Consider the following 16623-nt stretch of genomic DNA (forward strand, 5'->3'; position numbering starts at 1 on the left):
CCTTTTGACCGAAATCACTGGCATGGTCCGACCGAAATAGCCAGCTATCGTGAAGCCTGCAAGTACGAGTACCAGGAACTGGCTGGCTATCTTGTAAAATATAGATGCCGTGGAGCCCCCGAAAACCTTACGAACACCGATTTCTTTCAGTCTGCCGGTCATATACAGCGTGGCGAAGCCAAAGAGCCCCAGGCACGCGATAAATACATTCATGATCGAGGCCACTCTTAATATTGTACTCCAGCGCTCCTGGCTGGCGTATTCAGCCTCCAGGTCGTCTTCCAGGAAGCTGTACTGGAAGGGTTTGTCGGGAAACAGCGTTTTCCACTCACTGCTCATTACCTCCAGGTTCTCCCCCAGGTTGCTGGTGTTCATGCGCACCATGAGGTTGCTGAGCGGCTCTGCCGGGTTAATGGTAATGATCATGGGCTCTATTTCATTCTCCAGCGACTGAAAATGGAAATTCTTTACTACACCAATGATCACCGGCTCATTCAGTCCTTTTCGCTCATAGCCCAGCAGCCGCTGGCCAATGGGATTTTCCCAGCCCATCCGTGCTACAAGCGCCTCGTTTACAACCAGGGCGTTGACAGAATCGCTCTCCTCCGGCAGGAAATTACGTCCGGCTACAAGCTCCAAGCCGAATGTTTCCGGAAAATTACGATCTACAGCCAGGATATAGCCCTTATAACCTTCGCCATTATAGCTCCAGCCGGCATTGGAATATACCGGCAGGCGAAAGCGAATTCCCGAAGCATTTTCTACAAAAGAATAATTGGAAATGGTCTTACGGTACACCTCGCTTTCCTGATCATCGAGATCAGCAACTGAAAGCACCATCACACCTTCTTTGTCAATCCCAATATCTTTATTTTTCATATAGCTTACCTGGTGGTCTATCACCAACGCCCCGATGATAAAAAAGGCCGAAACAGCAAACTGTACAACGATCAGAGACCGTGAAAACATTGAATTTCCACCCATTTTTACCCGGCTTTTCATAGCTGTAATGGCCTCGAAGGACGACAACACCAGTGACGGATATACTCCGGCAAGCAGTCCTGTAAACAGCGTCACCCCCAGCATAATGGCGAGGCTGTCCCACCGGATGAAGTCCTGAAAAGTGAGTGCCGCCTGAGCCATCTCGTTGAATACCGGTAGTGCCAGGTAGACCATGCCTATGGCTGCCACAAGCGCTACGAGGCTGGTGATGCAGCTCTCGCTCCAAAACTGCAGCACGACTTGCGAGCGCCTCGCTCCCAGCGTTTTACGCATCCCGATCTCTTTCGCCCTTCGTCCTGATTTGCCCATAGATAGCAACGTAAAATTAATGCAGCCCAGCAGCAGCACAAACAGCGCTATTCCGCCAAGGATGTAATATTTGCGGCCATCAACCGGGGCAGTAATGCCACCGGGAAAGTTAATATCCGAATGCATCTCATGGAGCGGCTGCAGGTGATAGGTAAACGGAGCGGGGCTTCCCTCCTTCCAGGTGCCTCTTTCCTGCATGAAATCAAGCGATGTCTGGTTGTTTTTCATCCACAACTGATCCATTTGATCATTCAAATGCGCTATGTCTGCCCCGGGTTGCAGCAACACAAAGGTTTGCAGGTAAGACATGCCCCAGTTATTGACTGATCTTTTGGCGAATTCAAAATTGGTAAGGACAAAGCTGAGCGGCACCAGCATATCGTATTGTACTGATGAGTTGACCGGTGCATTGGCGATAATGCCGCTTACATTAAAGCTGTATGGCTCGTTGTTTAAGCGAATATTCAGGGTTTTACCCACCGCATCTCCATGTTTGAAGTATTTCTCAGCCATCTTAGGCGTAATTACCACACTATTAGGGTCTTGCAGTATATTATTTTTATTGCCTTCCAACAGTTCAAAGCTGAACATATCGGTAAAAGAGGGGTCTGTAAAGAGCGCCTGCTGATCAAAAAAGTTATTGTTATGGTTAACTAGTACTTCTGTATTAAAAATACGCACGGTTTGCTCCACCTGTGGGTAGCTGCTCGTCATGGCATTGGCCAGAGGTTCGGGCAGATATACATCACGCTCTGTAATACTACGGTCGCTTTCAAACTGAAACCGGGCCATCCGGTAGATCCTCTCACCCTGAGTGTGGAATTTGTCGTAAGACATCTCCTGCTTCAGGTAGAGAAATATAAATGACACTACAGTAATGGCCAGTGCCAGGCTGATGATATTGATAAAGCCGAAAAGCCGCTCTTTCAGCAGGTTTCTCCAGCCTATTTTCCAGTAATTTTTAAACATATCAACTTGATTTAAAGTGTATAGGGTGCGTTTTCGCTTCAGCGCAAAAGGCCGGAGCATGTCCAGCACGTCCCGGAAATAACAGAGGTTCACCCGCCATCGGGGCAATCTCTCCAGGCGATCCTGGTACAATTCGTGCAGATCACCTTGCAGGATCTCCAACTGGTCGTCTGCGCAAAACCACTCCAGGAAGCGGTCTGCCCAGGCCGGTGGTGTATGCCGGAGCTTCATGACAGGCTCCCTCCTAACGATAACCCGGGAACACGGCTGATGAGGTTGCTCCGCAGTTCATGGGCTGCCAGCAATGCCCGCTTTCCGGAAGCTGTCAACTGATAATAGCGCTTTCTTCGTCCGCCCCGTTCGTTGGTAGCGCCTCCTTCGTGTGAATTGATAAACCCTTTGGTTTCCAACCTGTTAAGCGCGCTGTGCAAAGCCCCGATGCTGGGCTTTCTTCCGGTTTGTGATTCGATCTCCTGCTTCACGGTGACGCCATAGGCTTCATCGCCTAGTGCGCCAACGACCAGCAGTACTAATTCTTCAAATTCGCCGAGCTGTGTGAGTTTCATGTGTATGTAATTGATTTTCAATGGTCACATGGAATTCGCTACAAACTTTATTCATCCTCGGTGGTATAATTTAGGATGCTTAAAGTTTATGCTCATTTCATGTGTATATAATTGATTTTCAATGGTCACTACTTGTCCCGATTTTTATCGGGATGGAATAACCAAGGTGCTTAATCTCTGCCGGTATCCCGAAGATTTCTTGATATTCATCCTCGGTTGGTATGGCTTAGCCTTATGGTCATTTCATATCATTCCTATACGCAGAACAAATGTATATGTTTCCTATTTGTAAAGAAAATAATAGATTTCTCGTTGCCCCCGAATTTCACACCTCACCCATCAACAGCCTGTGCTTTTACTGCAGTCTGCACTTCCCTTTCCCTGGGAGGCTACTCTATGCACATATGTATATAAGATACTAAGTGGCTGTGGTGATATGGATGGTCCAGCCCTGAAAGGGCAATATCTGTCAGCAAAAGGTGTAGCCTTTTGTTCAATTAGCCGCATGTAAACACAAGCCCTGAAAGGGCGGGATTGGCTCAGTACTACCGGAGGGTTATATTTCGCCCCTGCAGGGCTTTAAAGTGTAGGTTCGTACCCGATGGGCTTCACCCATCGTTAATGGATATTGCCCTTTCAGGGCTTTTGACCATACAACTTATTTAACGTGAGTTCGATATAAAATGCTTAAAAAAAGGCGGTCATCCTATCTCGAATGCTTTCGGGAGAAGGATCTTCCTAAGTTAATGGCAGTATCCTTGAACTTAGGAAGATTCTTCGTGCTTCACACTGGAGGCGTCAGTTTTGGGTACTATTTTGGCTTATGCAAACCTCAAAAGTTAGCAGTTTCGCTATTTTTTGAGGTTTTAACTCTGGTTTTCATCCCGATGTTTCAATCGGGACGAAACAATCCAGAAGGGATCCCTTTGGGAAAGAAAAGGGCGCCGCGGCCAAAGCCCGTTCTCCCCGCTAAACGCTCATGTCCAGCCCTTAAGGCTGCTCACCCACATGCATCGAACGGACCGCGCTGCCCGCGGACACCCCACCCGCCTGGGATCAATTAATTTTCAAGGAAAGCCTTCTTAAGAGACAAAAAGTAAGAACCTAAGCTATGAAATAACGAGCAGCAATTCTCAAGGGCACCCCACATTACACTACCGTCTAAAAATCATTCTCCTTCCCCCACCGCCAACAGGATTCAGGTGTTTGTTGATGGTGTAGGTGAATCCAACCATGAAGTAACGACCCAGTGCATTGGTGCTCTGGCGCTCGATGTAGTTCACACCGGCTGTCTGGGTTACGCCAGCGTTCTCGTCCAGCAGATTCACCACCGACAGCTTGATTTCGCCTTTGTTGTTCTTCAGGAATGTCCTGGACAGCGACACATTCAGCAGCGAGATGTCTTCTTTAAAGTTCAGACTCTCGTTGTCGTACAACATGTAATTGTACACGGTCTGTAACTGGTAGCTCTTCAGAAAGCTGTAGTTCATCTCTACCGTGTATGTGCTGTTCACAAATGCCTGGTCCGGCTGGTTCAGCTCATAGTCAGAGAGCTGTTTGTTGATGGAACTGCTCAGGCTGAGGTCCAGTATTTCTTTATAGGTGAAGTTGTACCTCAGGTTTAGCGTAGCCGATGTCTGCCTGAAGTTGTTCTGCACATCGTTCAGCACCGTTGAGGCATGCCGTTCGTTCAGCGACCCTCCAATATTGATGCGACTTTTAAGCACTGTTATGGGCAGAGAAAAATTGAAATTAGCCCTGATGCTGAGCGCATCGCTCACATTTTCCGGCCTGGTGTACCGGATAAACTGCTCATTGATCTGCTGTGTATCCACGATCGCATGTTCGGTGTATGACAAGTTGATGAAAGCGAAAAAGCCCAGGAACTTCATCGGGTTAAAGCTGTTGAAGTTTACCCGTACATTGTGGGTGTACTCCGGCTGCAGATTAGGATTACCTTCATAGATATTCAGCGGATCACTGTTGTCCACCACGGGCTGCAATTGCTGTATCGATGGCTCCTGAACGGATGTTTCATAGTCTATACTCACGCGCTTGAAGTTGGTGAATTCATAGTTGAACCGTGCTACCGGCAGTACATTCTCAAAATGCTGTCCGATAGCCACATTGCGAAGTTCGAGCAGTCCATCGAGCTGTGTGGCCTGGTACCCCACTCCCAGCGTTAAATTGTACTTCCGCTGGTTGTAGCGAAAGTTAACGCCACCACGCTGATATAAGTAATCACTGGAATACTTGTTGCTCAGCAATTCATTGAATATAAGTTGCTCATTTACAATATTATAAACCTCTCTGTCTACATCATTAGTACTCTGCCTGATACTGTAGTTAGCTTCCAGGTATTTCCGCCCGCCAAGCGGCTCAGTATACGAGACCGTTGAGCCCAGCACACGGCTTTGTGTCTCCTGTACGGACTCCTGGTTCAGTATAATTTCCTCTGTTACAGGACCGTAAAAGCGGTTTACCGCCTGTAATGTGCCTTCATTTTCGCTATCCTGGTAAGAGAATTCCGAATTTACAGATAAGGTTCTGCCCTTTTTGCCAAACTTATGACGAAAAAGCAAACTGCCATTGGCCCTGTCAGACGTTCCCGTGGTATAATTCGACTGTTCGCTGTCGTTCCTGACCGATCCATCGCTGTCCAGCGTCCTGCTGCTGCCCATGGTATTCGTGGTGGTGTTGTTAAAACTCAGGTTTCCATTCAACCGCAGTGAGTTGGCAGAATCTATGGCATAGTTGATCGTGAAATTGCCCCTGTGGTTGTTATTGGTATTCTCCCTTGTGCTTTCCTCGATATAGTTGAAGTTGCGTTCAGGATCAGGCTGCAGGTTTTCACGGACCGATGTCCGGGAGATATCATGCTCCAGGTTGTTTAAAAAGTAGCTGCCATTGAGCTCCAGATCCTGGTTAATGTCTTTGTTGAAGTTCAACCCGCCCGCTATGGTCGTCATGATGCCATTGTTGTTATTCCCAAAGTTCAATGGTATACCTCCATCGCTGTTAGCGCTGATGGTGATCCTGCCGCCACCGCCACCCATCATTTGCGAGGCTGCGCCAGTGAAGTTCATGTATTCATCAATGCTAAAACCCTGCTGGTTGGTGTTGTTGGCCATCCCTAGCAGCGAAAGCTGGGATCCTTTGGTAAAGCGGTTCAGGTTGGTTTTGGCTTCGAACCGGTCGTCTGTCCCCACTCCTGCCGTTGCATGGCCAAAAGCGCCATTCTTTCGGTCTTCTTTCAGCTCCAGGTTGATCATTTTCTCCCTTTTACCATCATCGATACCTGAAAACTGCGCCTGCTCTGATTTGCCATCTACCACCTGCACTTTCTCAATGGCATCGGCAGGCAGGTTGCGTGTGGCCAGCTTCGGATCACGTCCGAAAAACTCTTTGCCATCCACCATAACCCGCTGAACCTGTTCGCCTTGTGCGGTGATATCTCCATCGCCGTTTACCTCTACGCCAGGCAGTTTTTTGAGCAGGTCTTCCACCATGGCATTGTTGGCTGTTTTGAAAGCGCGTGCGTTGTATTCTATGGTGTCCTTTTTTACCGTTACCGGAATATGCTCGCCCTCTACAGTCACCTCATCCAGTTGAGTGCTTTTAGGCTGCATCCTGATCTTCCCCAGGTCCAGCAGCGCGCCCTCCGGAGGATTGGCTACCACCGTTGCGGGATGATATCCTAAGAATGTAGCCTTCACCAGCCAGCGCTTATTGCGCACATTTTTGAGTTCAAAAACGCCATCAGCATTAGTAACGGTAAAGTTTACCAATGTCGAATCCTCCGCATTCAGCAGCATGACCGTTGCTGCAGGTAAACCACCTCCGTTTTCGTCTGCCACCTCCCCTTTTATATTGAAATTTTGACCCGATGCGCCCGCAACAATGAGCAGACAAAGTATTGTAAATAGGTGTTTCATTTTTTTGTTGTTAATGGTAGTCGTTAATCGTTAATCGTTAATCGTTAATCGTTAATCGTTAATCGTTAATGGTTATTGGTTAATCGTTAGCAATTAATCGTAAATCGTAATTCATAATTCGTAATTCATAATTCGTAATTCATAATTCGTAATTCATAATTCGTAAATTCTATCCGATTGCTTCGTCACCCGGCTCATACCGTCCCTTTCCTCGCAATGACGCGTTATTTAATTAGACCCGTCATCCGGCACAAGGCCGGGAAACTGGCAGTTTTTTTTAGCCCAATCCACCGATTACCGATTACTGCTTACCGATCACCAGCAACCAGTCCCCAATGACCAATGACCAGTGACCAGTTAACCCATCACTAATTCCTAATCATCATCCTTCCGCCACCATGCCTCATGCGCTCTATCTGTTCTTCCACCAGCTTACGGTATTCCTCTTCAGTGACTTTCGTGCCTTTTTCTGGCTTTTTGATTTCATTTTTCCTCAGCTCGCGAAAAACGATGTCTCTGGCTAGTATCACCCGCTCACCGTTGTTAAAATCAACGGCCAGCACTGTTCCCGGCAGAGTGTTGAACCGCTCCGGGCCGATGAAGGGAGGTAGCTCCATAGTATACCAGGCTGTGATCTCAAGTGTGTTGTTATTGGTGGTATCAGTGTAATAGGCCATGCGGCAATTGTAGCCATTGATTTCCCGTACCTCATCACCCAGTTTCCAGGGCTGTATGGTCAGTGAGTCTTCTATGAGATATTCTTTACCCATAAACTCCACCATACGGGTGGTGGTGTGGTTGCCGGCATCGGTATAGTTTTCACTGTAGGGCTGGCGCATCTGTATTCTCATACCACCGGAACCCATTTCTTCCTCTTCGTCTTCCAATATGGGTTTATACAAAGAGGTAAGACCGTTGAATGCCAGTCGGAAGTTGGTGATCCTGAATTCCGGCACCATAGCCTTCATTCCCTCCTGCTCCCCTGTCAGTCTCCGGTGCAGGTTCATTTTGGATTCGTAGGTAATCACTCCGCTGGATTGATCTGCCCCAGACTGACTGTAACTGAAGGTGCTGACAGCAAGTGTAACTATTGTAAGAAAGAGTAAATGTTTGTTCATGATGTTGTTGCTTTTTGGGATTCGTACTTTCCAAATGTACGTGGGCGCGTCACGGAACTGGGTTAAGCAACCTTAAAGGAAGGTTAATTAAGGTTAAAGTATTACTTTATCAGCCTTATTGGCCGTATCTTGCGGATGTATCGGTAATCGGTGATCAGTAATCGGTGAGCGGTGGTCGGTGATGGGGTGGTGTGATGATGATTGATAGTTGATTTAACAAACGTACGCTATTCTCCTCCTGGGAGGAGATACAGAGGTGGGTTGAACGCTCAACGCTTAGCGCCTGGCGCTTTGCTCTACGCCCTACCACCTCCGTCCTTTGGACACCTCCGCCAGCGGAGGACAGTGGCGATGAAGACCGGCGACCGAAGTCGGAAGAGGGTGTGATGATGATTGATGGTTTGATTTAACAAACGTACGCTATTCTCCTCCTGGGAGGAGATTCAGAGGTGGGTTGAACGCTAAGCGCTTAGCGCCTGGCGCTCTGCTCTAAACCTTACCACCTCCGTCCTTCGGACACCTCCGCCAGCGGAGGACAGTGGCGATGAAGACCGGAGACCGAAGTCGGAAGATGACCTAACCATTAACCAATGACCATTAACAATTTACAAATAACGAATAACGAATAACGAATAACGAATAACAGAACGTGAAGAGAAACACATGGTTACTAGCGCTTATGAGCTGCAGCATTTTACTGCTTTTAGTATTACAGTTTTACTGGATCAAAAGCGAGTATAAGAGTGCTGAAAATGCTTTCAGGCGTGAAACCAACCTGGTTTTCAGAAACACCGTGGCCACGCTTATGGACTCGCTCTATATGTCGCGTATTGACCTGCTGGAATCAGATTCTCTGCGGTATAAGCACAGGCGGTTCAGGAGAAGTCACTTTGGAGACAGCATAGCCTTTTCTGCCATAGGAAAAGCCTTGCAGTTGGATCTTTCGGGATCGAAATTGATTGTTACCAGAGACTCTTTGGCTAAGCTTGACACAGCAGGAGATGCAGAAAGGCCTCTGAAGAGCATTATGATCCGTATTAACCCGGACAGTCTTGATGTGCAATCACTTAAAAATCAATATGATAAAAACCTGAAGGCGCTGGACGGTAAGATCGTTTTCAGAGTATTGGAGAGGGAGCCCGGAGAGGTGATCAGGACAGATTCACCTGCTTTTATGACTGAATTTATACGGATAGGCCCACCTAATGCGCGGCAGTATGCGGCATCTTTTGAGGGCGTACAACTACTTTTATTTAAGGAGATCCTCCCCCAGATCCTTTTTTCCATCTTGCTGACCATTATGATCGGGATCGCTTTCCTGGTGATGTACAAAAACCTGATGACTCAGCAGCGGCTATCCATGCAGAAGGATGAATTCATCAACAATGTATCGCACGAACTAAAAACACCCATTGCCACGGTAAATGTGGCGCTGGAGGCATTCAGAAATTTTAATGTGCTGGACAATCCTAAAGTGACGCACGAGTACCTGGATATTGTGAAAACGGAGCTGGACCGGCTGTCGTTAATGACAGAACGGATATTGAATACCTCCGTATATGAAAATATTGGAATTGAAGTGGATAATGAAGTATTTGATTTTAAAGATACTGTAAACCAATCAGTTAAAGGAATGAATTTGTCATCGCAAGATAAGCTGGCAACAGTGGAGACGGTTTTTCATGGTAGTGATTTCAAATTGAAAGGAAGTAAAATGCACCTGACTAACCTGGTCTATAATCTACTCGACAATGCCATTAACCATGGCAGATCACAAACCCCTGTCCGGGTTACGTTGACTGAGGAAAGCAGGCATTTGGTCCTGGAGGTAAAGGATTTTGGAATGGGCATTCCCCGGGAATATAAGCATAAGATCTTTGAAAAATTCTTCCGTGTGCCTCATGGTGACGTTCACAATGTAAAAGGTTATGGCCTGGGATTGAGCTATGTGAAGCAGGTTGTGAAGGCACATCAGGGAACTATTGAAGTGGAAAGCGAACCAGGAAAAGGAAGTGCTTTTACCATTAAATTACCTAAGAATGGCTAATATCAAGGTGCTGTATGTGGAAGACGAACCTGCATTGGGCAGGATAGTGAAAGAAAGTCTGGAAAGCCGTAAGCTGGAGGTACATATGGTCACCGATGGCGCCAGGGTGCTGGAGGCATACCAGGCGTTGCAGCCCGATGTGTGTGTGCTGGATATTATGCTGCCCAATAAAGACGGCTATGCGGTGGCAAGAGACATCCGTAAGATTTCCAGCGTTCCCATTATCTTTTTAACCGCCAAAACGCAGACAGAAGACCTTCTGAAAGGCTTTGATGCCGGTGGCAACGACTACCTGCGCAAACCCTTCAGTATGGAAGAGTTGATCGTCAGGATCCATAACTTACTGAATCTGTCAAAGCGCTCCGATAATGAGGAAAGGGTGGTTATTGGTAGTTATGAATTGTGGGCTGACAAATACGAATTGAGAAAGGGTGATCAGGTGAGAAAGCTATCCTACCGTGAAACCTGTCTGCTCAGACTGCTCACCGCCCGCAATGAGCCAGTGCTGAGGAAAGACATTCTGATGGAGCTTTGGGGCGATGACTCCTTCTTCAACTCACGCAACCTGGATGTCTACATCACCAAACTCAGAGACTACCTGAAGGAAGATCCTAATATTCAGATCATTACACTACGTGGTGTTGGGTATCATTTGGTTGCTGGTCATTGGTAGCTGGTTACTAGTTTTGTGTCGCTTAGTGACAAGCTCTTTGCTCTACGCTCATCCACCTCCGTCTCTCAGTCGCCATAGCCAGCGGAGGACAGTGGCGATTTCCAATGCCGTCATCCCGGACGTAACGCAGTGAAGATCCGGGATCTCTTCGCTAACTGGCAGTGTCCGGGCTTCAGCTTCTTCCGTGGAACAAGGGGATCCTGAATATTTTCTTCGTTGCTCTACGAAATTTCAGGATGACGTGGTGGTTTATGATTTCTGTTCCTCCTCTGCTTCCTCTATGGTTAAATCAGCACCAATAACAATTAACAATTAACGAATAACCAACTACCGAAAACCGTATTAACCATTTTTTGTTATATAAAGTGACAACTAAAAAACCAACAACCTTGACCAAAGTTTTGAACCAGACTACAAAAGATAATTATCGTAGGCAAATCACTGAGACTATACCCGAATACTTCTTTGTATATGACGTAGAAGAAAAAAAGATCGTCTACCTGTCCGACTCGTTTCAAAAATTCAATTTTGCTAACAATGATGATGATCTCGGGAACATGCGAACACTCATACATCGGGATTATCGCGAGATTTTCGATAATATATTTGATCAGATCGAAAAAGGAAATTACCAACAGGATGAAGAGCTTAAGATAACGAATGAAGAAATACCCTTAAAATGGGTGAATATCAGCATTCATCCTATTAAATCATCCGGATCACAAAAAGTTGCGGGCCATGTGATAGACATTACCAACAGAACTACAATGTTAGAGCAGATTAAAAAGGAAAACCTCGATCTTGAGGATATTCTCCACATTGTCGTGCATGACTTGCGGGGGCCACTGGGCAGCGTTATGAATTTATTGGAGATACAGCAAAATTCCTTTGGTCAGGAACAGTACATTGATGCAGAGGGGTATAATATAGTTGCTCAACGTATATCCAGAGAGATGAACACAATGATCAACAGTATGATCGAGATGGTGCAACAGAAATCGAACCGCTTCAGGCTGAATAGGTCCAGGACAAATTTCATCCAGCTTCTTAAGGGAGTGACTGAAAATTACGCATTGGATATGAAAAACAAGGATATTAACTACCGGGAAGATATTCCGAAAGGCGAGCTTTATCTAATGATCGATCCTGGAAAATTTAAGCTGGTGATCCAAAATTTAATTTCTAATGCCATAAAATTCACAGAACAGAACGGACATATAACACTTTCGGCAAATGTAGAGAATGGACTGGTAACGCTAAAAATTGCTGATGACGGTATTGGAATTTCGGCAGATAAGCAAGAGGAGATCTTCGAAAGGTTTACAAAAGTGAAACAGCCGGGCACCAAAGGTGAAAAGCCCATAGGTCTTGGTCTTTCAATAGCTAAAAGAATAGTTGAGGTTCATAACGGTACTATTGAAGTAGAGTCAGCACCAGGGGAAGGAGCCACTTTTATCGTACAGATATCTGAAAAATAGATACTGGAGGCAGAAGTAGAATCACGATAGCATTTAGCACAAAAGGTCTTCCTCGAATGCCCATTTTTGACGAAAGACTTCAGGAATCTATAAATCGCCTTACTTTCTCCAGCAGGTCATTCATCTGAAACGGCTTAGCCAAGTAGTCATCAGCGCCCACAGATTCCGATATAGCTTGGATATCCCTATTAGCGGAAAAAATGATCACGGGTATATCCCTGGTTTGCTCATTCGCTTTTAGCTGTTCGCAGATCTCACTGCCATTGATGCCTGACATCCATAGGTCCAGCAATATCAGATCCGGGTATTCCCCCTGCATTTCAAGAACGGTTTCACCACGTGTTGTTGTTTCCACATGATAGCCTCCTACATCATGGAGCATGATATTCATTACATCCAGTATTCCAGGATCATCATCTGCAACCAGTATCTTTTTTTTGTAATCACTCATAGGTAACACATTAAACCATAAAACAGCAGTGATGTTCAGTCATTGTGGCAATGGCAATGAAAAATAGAATGTAGCCCCCTCTCCTTTCCTGCTTTCCACTGATACCTGGCCCTGGTGCCGCTTAATGATCTCGGATGAGATATACAACCCTAACCCCAGTCCAGGATAAGTTTCGTAACCCTTACCTCCTACACGATAAAACCGTTCAAAAACTTTTTCATGGTCCTCTCTTGTTAAACCAAGGCCAAAATCCCGGACCGACAGTACCAATTCTCTTATGCCAGCACTGGTGCTCAGCACTACCTTATCAGCTCTGGGAGAATATTTGATAGCATTAGTCAAGTAGTTGGTGATCACCTGCCCGATGCGATCTCTGTCGCCATAGGCAACTATTTTGCTTTCTGCCAGTTCTGTAATTATCTCGTGATTACATGCCGTTCTCTGTACTTCCTCTACTATTTCTTCTACCAATTCATGAAATTCAAAATGCTCCTTTCTGAAAATCATTTTGCCCTGCTCGATCTTAGTCACATCGAGCAGGTCGGAAATTAGCCCTGTGAGTTTATTGATCTGGATATCCATTTTACCCAGCATATCGGCTGATTGCCTGTCATTGGCCTGATCAAACTTACTATGCAACACCTGCGTATAGGCCTTAATGCTGGTAACAGGGGTCTTCAATTCATGGCTGGCAATGCCAATGAAGTCATCCTTTTGTTGTTCCAGTTCTTTCAGCTTAGTGATGTCTCTGGAAACGGATACCAGGCGTTCCACTTTCTCGCCCGGCCCGTATACTGGCGCCACGAGCACATCCCACCAACGTTGCTCGCCCTTAGGATTTTCCCGGATGCCCCTGAAGTGGCCAACCTCTCCAGTCTGCGCTTTTGTAATGGCTTTTAACGCTTCAGCAAAATAGTCTCCTTTCCAGAGATCCAGCCAATGTACTCCTTTGTACCCATCCGGGTCATCGATCAGAAACATCTCCTTGCCTCTGGTATTAATAGAAAGTAGCCTGCCATCCATGTCCAGCGCCTTTACACTATCAGGACTGCTTTCAAAAAGCGTGCGGCTGAATTCTTCGCTTTCCTGAAGCTTTTCCTCCATCATCTTACGCTCATGGATGTCAATTACCGCACCAATATGGCCTTCAAATTTCTTTTGATCATCAAATTTGGGAAGGCCGGTTACCAGATGCCATTTGTACCGGCCATCTTTTTGCCGGAGGCGATACTCCATGCTAAAGGGAATTTTTTTCTTCCCCGCATCCAGAAAAATGTACTTTGTTCGTTCGTAATCATCAGGATGCACGACTTCCAACCAGCCAAAGCCCAGACCAGTGGCAGGAGTTTGTCCGCTGTATTCATACCATTGCTTGTTGAGGTAACTGCAGTGTCCGTCCGGTCTGGTGATCCATGTTATTACTGGAGTGTTATCGGTCATGGTCTTGTAGTACTCTTCGCTTTTTCTCAGCGCATCTACTGCCTGCTTTTGTGCATGAATATCCGTATTTGTACCAAGCCACATCTCAATATTTCCGAATGAATCATGCATAGGTACCGCCCTGCCTAGGTGCCACCTGTATTCTCCATCATGCCGGCACAGACGATATTCCATTTCATATGGCTTGCCGGTATGCAGCGACTCCTGCCACCGGTGCAGGGTAAGTTGCAGGTCATCAGGGTGGTGTATCGGTTTATCGACCCATCCCCACCCTTCAGTGCCCTCCATCTTACCGACATAGTCATACCATCGCTGGTTATAGTAAATTATGTTTCCCTGAGCATCAGCCACAAATGCCATCTGTGGCATAGCTTCGGCATATGTTTTAAAGCGAAGCTCACTTTTCCGTAAGGCTTCACCACTGCGGAAAAGCTCAATAAAGTCAGCCGCCTGTCTGGCATACAGATCAAGTATGCGCAACTCGCGCTCCGATGGCCTGCATGGCTGCCTGTAATGAGTGGAGAGCATACCCAGCAACTGCCCTTTGCGACTCAATAACGGAGTAGACTGCACAGCCCGGTAGCCGGCCGATTCCGCTATTTTTAAATGTTTTTTAAATGAAGGCGCCAGATGTACATCTTCAATTATTTCCCTGGTCAGCCTTTTCATCGCCATACTGCATGCCGAATCATCACCAAATGTTACTTCTCCAAAATATTCTAAAAAATCGTCATTAAAGCCAATGTGCGCTACTATCTTAAGGCATTGGTCCTGCTCATCATAAAGTTGTATATTACCCATATTGGCGCCAACAATTTGTAAAGTAGCGCTCAATACTTCATTAAGCGCGGTCTGCAGATCAGGGCACGCAAGCAGGCGCGAAACCAGCTTATGCAGTTGCTTCATGCCGTCAAGTTCTTTTTTGAGCCTCTTTTCGCTGATTTCAAGGGCTAATTTAGCCTCCCTGAGTCCTGATATGTCAGAACAAATAGCGGCCAATGCAATTATTTTTCCTGTATCAGGATCTCTTACGCTAGTACCATTCCAGATCATCCATACAGGATCACCGGTTTTTTCATTCAGGAAACGGATCTCATGTCTAAAATGCCCTTTTTCAAACAAGGAAGGCAGCAGCACATCCCTGGCCAGGGCTCTGTCTTCAGGGTAAATGCAATCCAGTATCTTCTGGTTTTCTATGTTTTCCCAGCCTAGTATTTTCAACCCCGCGGGGTTGATATACATAGCATCTCCATCCACGGTAGACAACCCCACAAAATCAGTTGTAGCATCTATAATAGCAACCAGTTTTTGTTTCTCAATTTCCGCGGTTTTTCGTTCGGTGATGTCTGTAGTAAAACCTTCAATGAAAACAGCCTCGCCATTTTCATTGTAGGTGGCCACACCCCTGTCCCACACCCACTTCAGCGCTCCTGATTTTGTAACAATGCGATAAGTAAGGGTAAATATTTCTCTGTTGGTAATCCCCTCTTTTGTACGACTGATCACATAATCAAGATCTTCCGGATAAATGATGCTAATCCACCTGACCTCATCTGATGTGAATTCATCCGGTCTGTATCCGGTGAGCTCATAGGCACCTTCACTCATATAAGTGGTTTTCCAGGGACTTTCCGGTTCACACCGGTAAACAGAACCAGGAAGGTTGGACACCAGTCTGTTTAAAAACTGCTCGTTTTCCTGAATCTGCAAACGAGCTTTTACAGTTTCCGTTACGTCAACACCTTGGGCAAAAATACCTGTTACCTCCCCTTTCGCATTTTTAAGAGGTTGATAAATAAAATTAACATAGACATCCTGCATAATGCCATTGCCATGCTTATCCACTCTTAACAGTGTTTCATTACCGATATAAGGTTCGCCAGTGCTATAAACGCAGTCTAAAAGTTCAATAAAACCCTGGTTTTTAATCTCAGGAAGCGCTTCTGCTACTGGTTTTCCAATAATATCTCTACCCTGGCCGACAAGCCTCATATAGCTGACATTCACCATATTAAATACGTGGTCGGGGCCTCTCAGGACAGCCATGACAGCAGGGGCCTGCTCAAACAGTTCTGCCAGCCTGGTTTCGGTTTCGCAAGTTTGTAGGTTGTCTGAATCTTTTAGATCGGATGCAGCCTGCCTTGGATGTGATTGAGAAAAGGTCAATTTACTATATTTAATATCTCTTATACCACCACAAGAGGGTGTTTTAAAACTATAAAAAATAGCCGCCAAAATATCAACTATTCACAGACATGATCGGCCGGCAAAAAATGATCTAAACAATAGTTTATTAAATCTGTTGTTTATCATCACTTTTTAAAACAAAACTACCCTGGATTTGTTAGGTCAATTTGAAAGATTTTAGCTAAAATATTTACTCGAGTAAAGAAACATGCAAAAATCAACTTAAATGGTACTTTTATCACATAGATCAGGTCATTAGTGCTTGTATGAAAACTCTAAGTGGCTTCAAGAAAACGTTCCCGCCAAAGGACGGGACGAAGTCCCAAAAAGCGGAGCGTCCTGAGGTACGTGAGCATTTTTGGGACAAGCGTAACGCAGACATTGACGTTTTCTTAGAGACACTAATTAACGTGAGTTCGATATAAAAACGTTGATATATTTTAATGAA

General features: G+C 45.9%; 9 protein-coding genes. 3 read left to right on the forward strand and 6 right to left on the reverse strand.

Features of this window, described 5'->3' with window-relative positions; translation table 11 throughout:
• The 4 genes from C900_RS24940 to C900_RS24955 all read right to left on the reverse strand — a co-directional run.
• A partial coding sequence (locus C900_RS24940) for an ABC transporter permease (protein WP_040497535.1) occupies window positions 1-2511 on the reverse strand: 2511 nt, incomplete at its 3' end.
• Window positions 2508-2846, reverse strand: a complete 339-nt coding sequence (locus C900_RS24945; protein ID WP_009583157.1) for a PadR family transcriptional regulator — start codon at window positions 2844-2846, stop codon at window positions 2508-2510. The genes C900_RS24945 and C900_RS24940, both read right to left, overlap by 4 nt.
• A gap of 1154 nt (window positions 2847-4000) precedes the next feature.
• Window positions 4001-6781: an outer membrane beta-barrel family protein gene (locus tag C900_RS24950; RefSeq protein ID WP_009583160.1), complete on the reverse strand. Its 2781-nt coding sequence runs from the start codon at window positions 6779-6781 to the stop codon at window positions 4001-4003.
• Between the two features lie 368 nt (window positions 6782-7149).
• Window positions 7150-7899, reverse strand: a complete 750-nt coding sequence (locus C900_RS24955; RefSeq protein WP_009583161.1) for a GLPGLI family protein — start codon at window positions 7897-7899, stop codon at window positions 7150-7152.
• Between the two features lie 679 nt (window positions 7900-8578).
• Here C900_RS24955 and C900_RS24960 point away from each other — a divergent pair.
• From C900_RS24960 to C900_RS24970, 3 genes are all read left to right on the forward strand, one after another.
• Entirely contained in the window at window positions 8579-9946 is a 1368-nt protein-coding gene (locus C900_RS24960; RefSeq protein ID WP_009583163.1) for a sensor histidine kinase, read from the forward strand.
• Window positions 9939-10619, forward strand: a complete 681-nt coding sequence (locus tag C900_RS24965; protein ID WP_009583164.1) for a response regulator transcription factor — start codon at window positions 9939-9941, stop codon at window positions 10617-10619. The genes C900_RS24960 and C900_RS24965 overlap by 8 nt, the downstream gene beginning before the upstream one ends.
• Window positions 10620-11008: 389 nt before the next feature.
• Complete coding sequence (locus C900_RS24970) at window positions 11009-12097, forward strand: sensor histidine kinase (protein WP_009583166.1); 1089 nt, start codon at window positions 11009-11011, stop codon at window positions 12095-12097.
• A 79-nt stretch (window positions 12098-12176) separates the two neighbouring features.
• Here C900_RS24970 and C900_RS24975 read toward each other — a convergent pair whose 3' ends face one another.
• Both C900_RS24975 and C900_RS24980 read right to left on the reverse strand, forming a co-directional pair.
• Window positions 12177-12548, reverse strand: coding sequence for a response regulator (locus tag C900_RS24975; RefSeq protein ID WP_009583167.1), 372 nt, complete (start codon window positions 12546-12548; stop codon window positions 12177-12179).
• A gap of 39 nt (window positions 12549-12587) precedes the next feature.
• The gene (locus C900_RS24980; protein ID WP_040497536.1) at window positions 12588-16154 is read right to left on the reverse strand and encodes a PAS domain S-box protein; all 3567 of its coding nucleotides are present in this window, start codon (window positions 16152-16154) and stop codon (window positions 12588-12590) included.
• Between the last annotated feature and the right edge of the window lie 469 nt (window positions 16155-16623).

Origin of the sequence: Fulvivirga imtechensis AK7 (assembly GCF_000331535.1) — a bacterium.
GTDB classification, from domain to species: Bacteria; Bacteroidota; Bacteroidia; order Cytophagales; family Cyclobacteriaceae; genus Fulvivirga; species Fulvivirga imtechensis.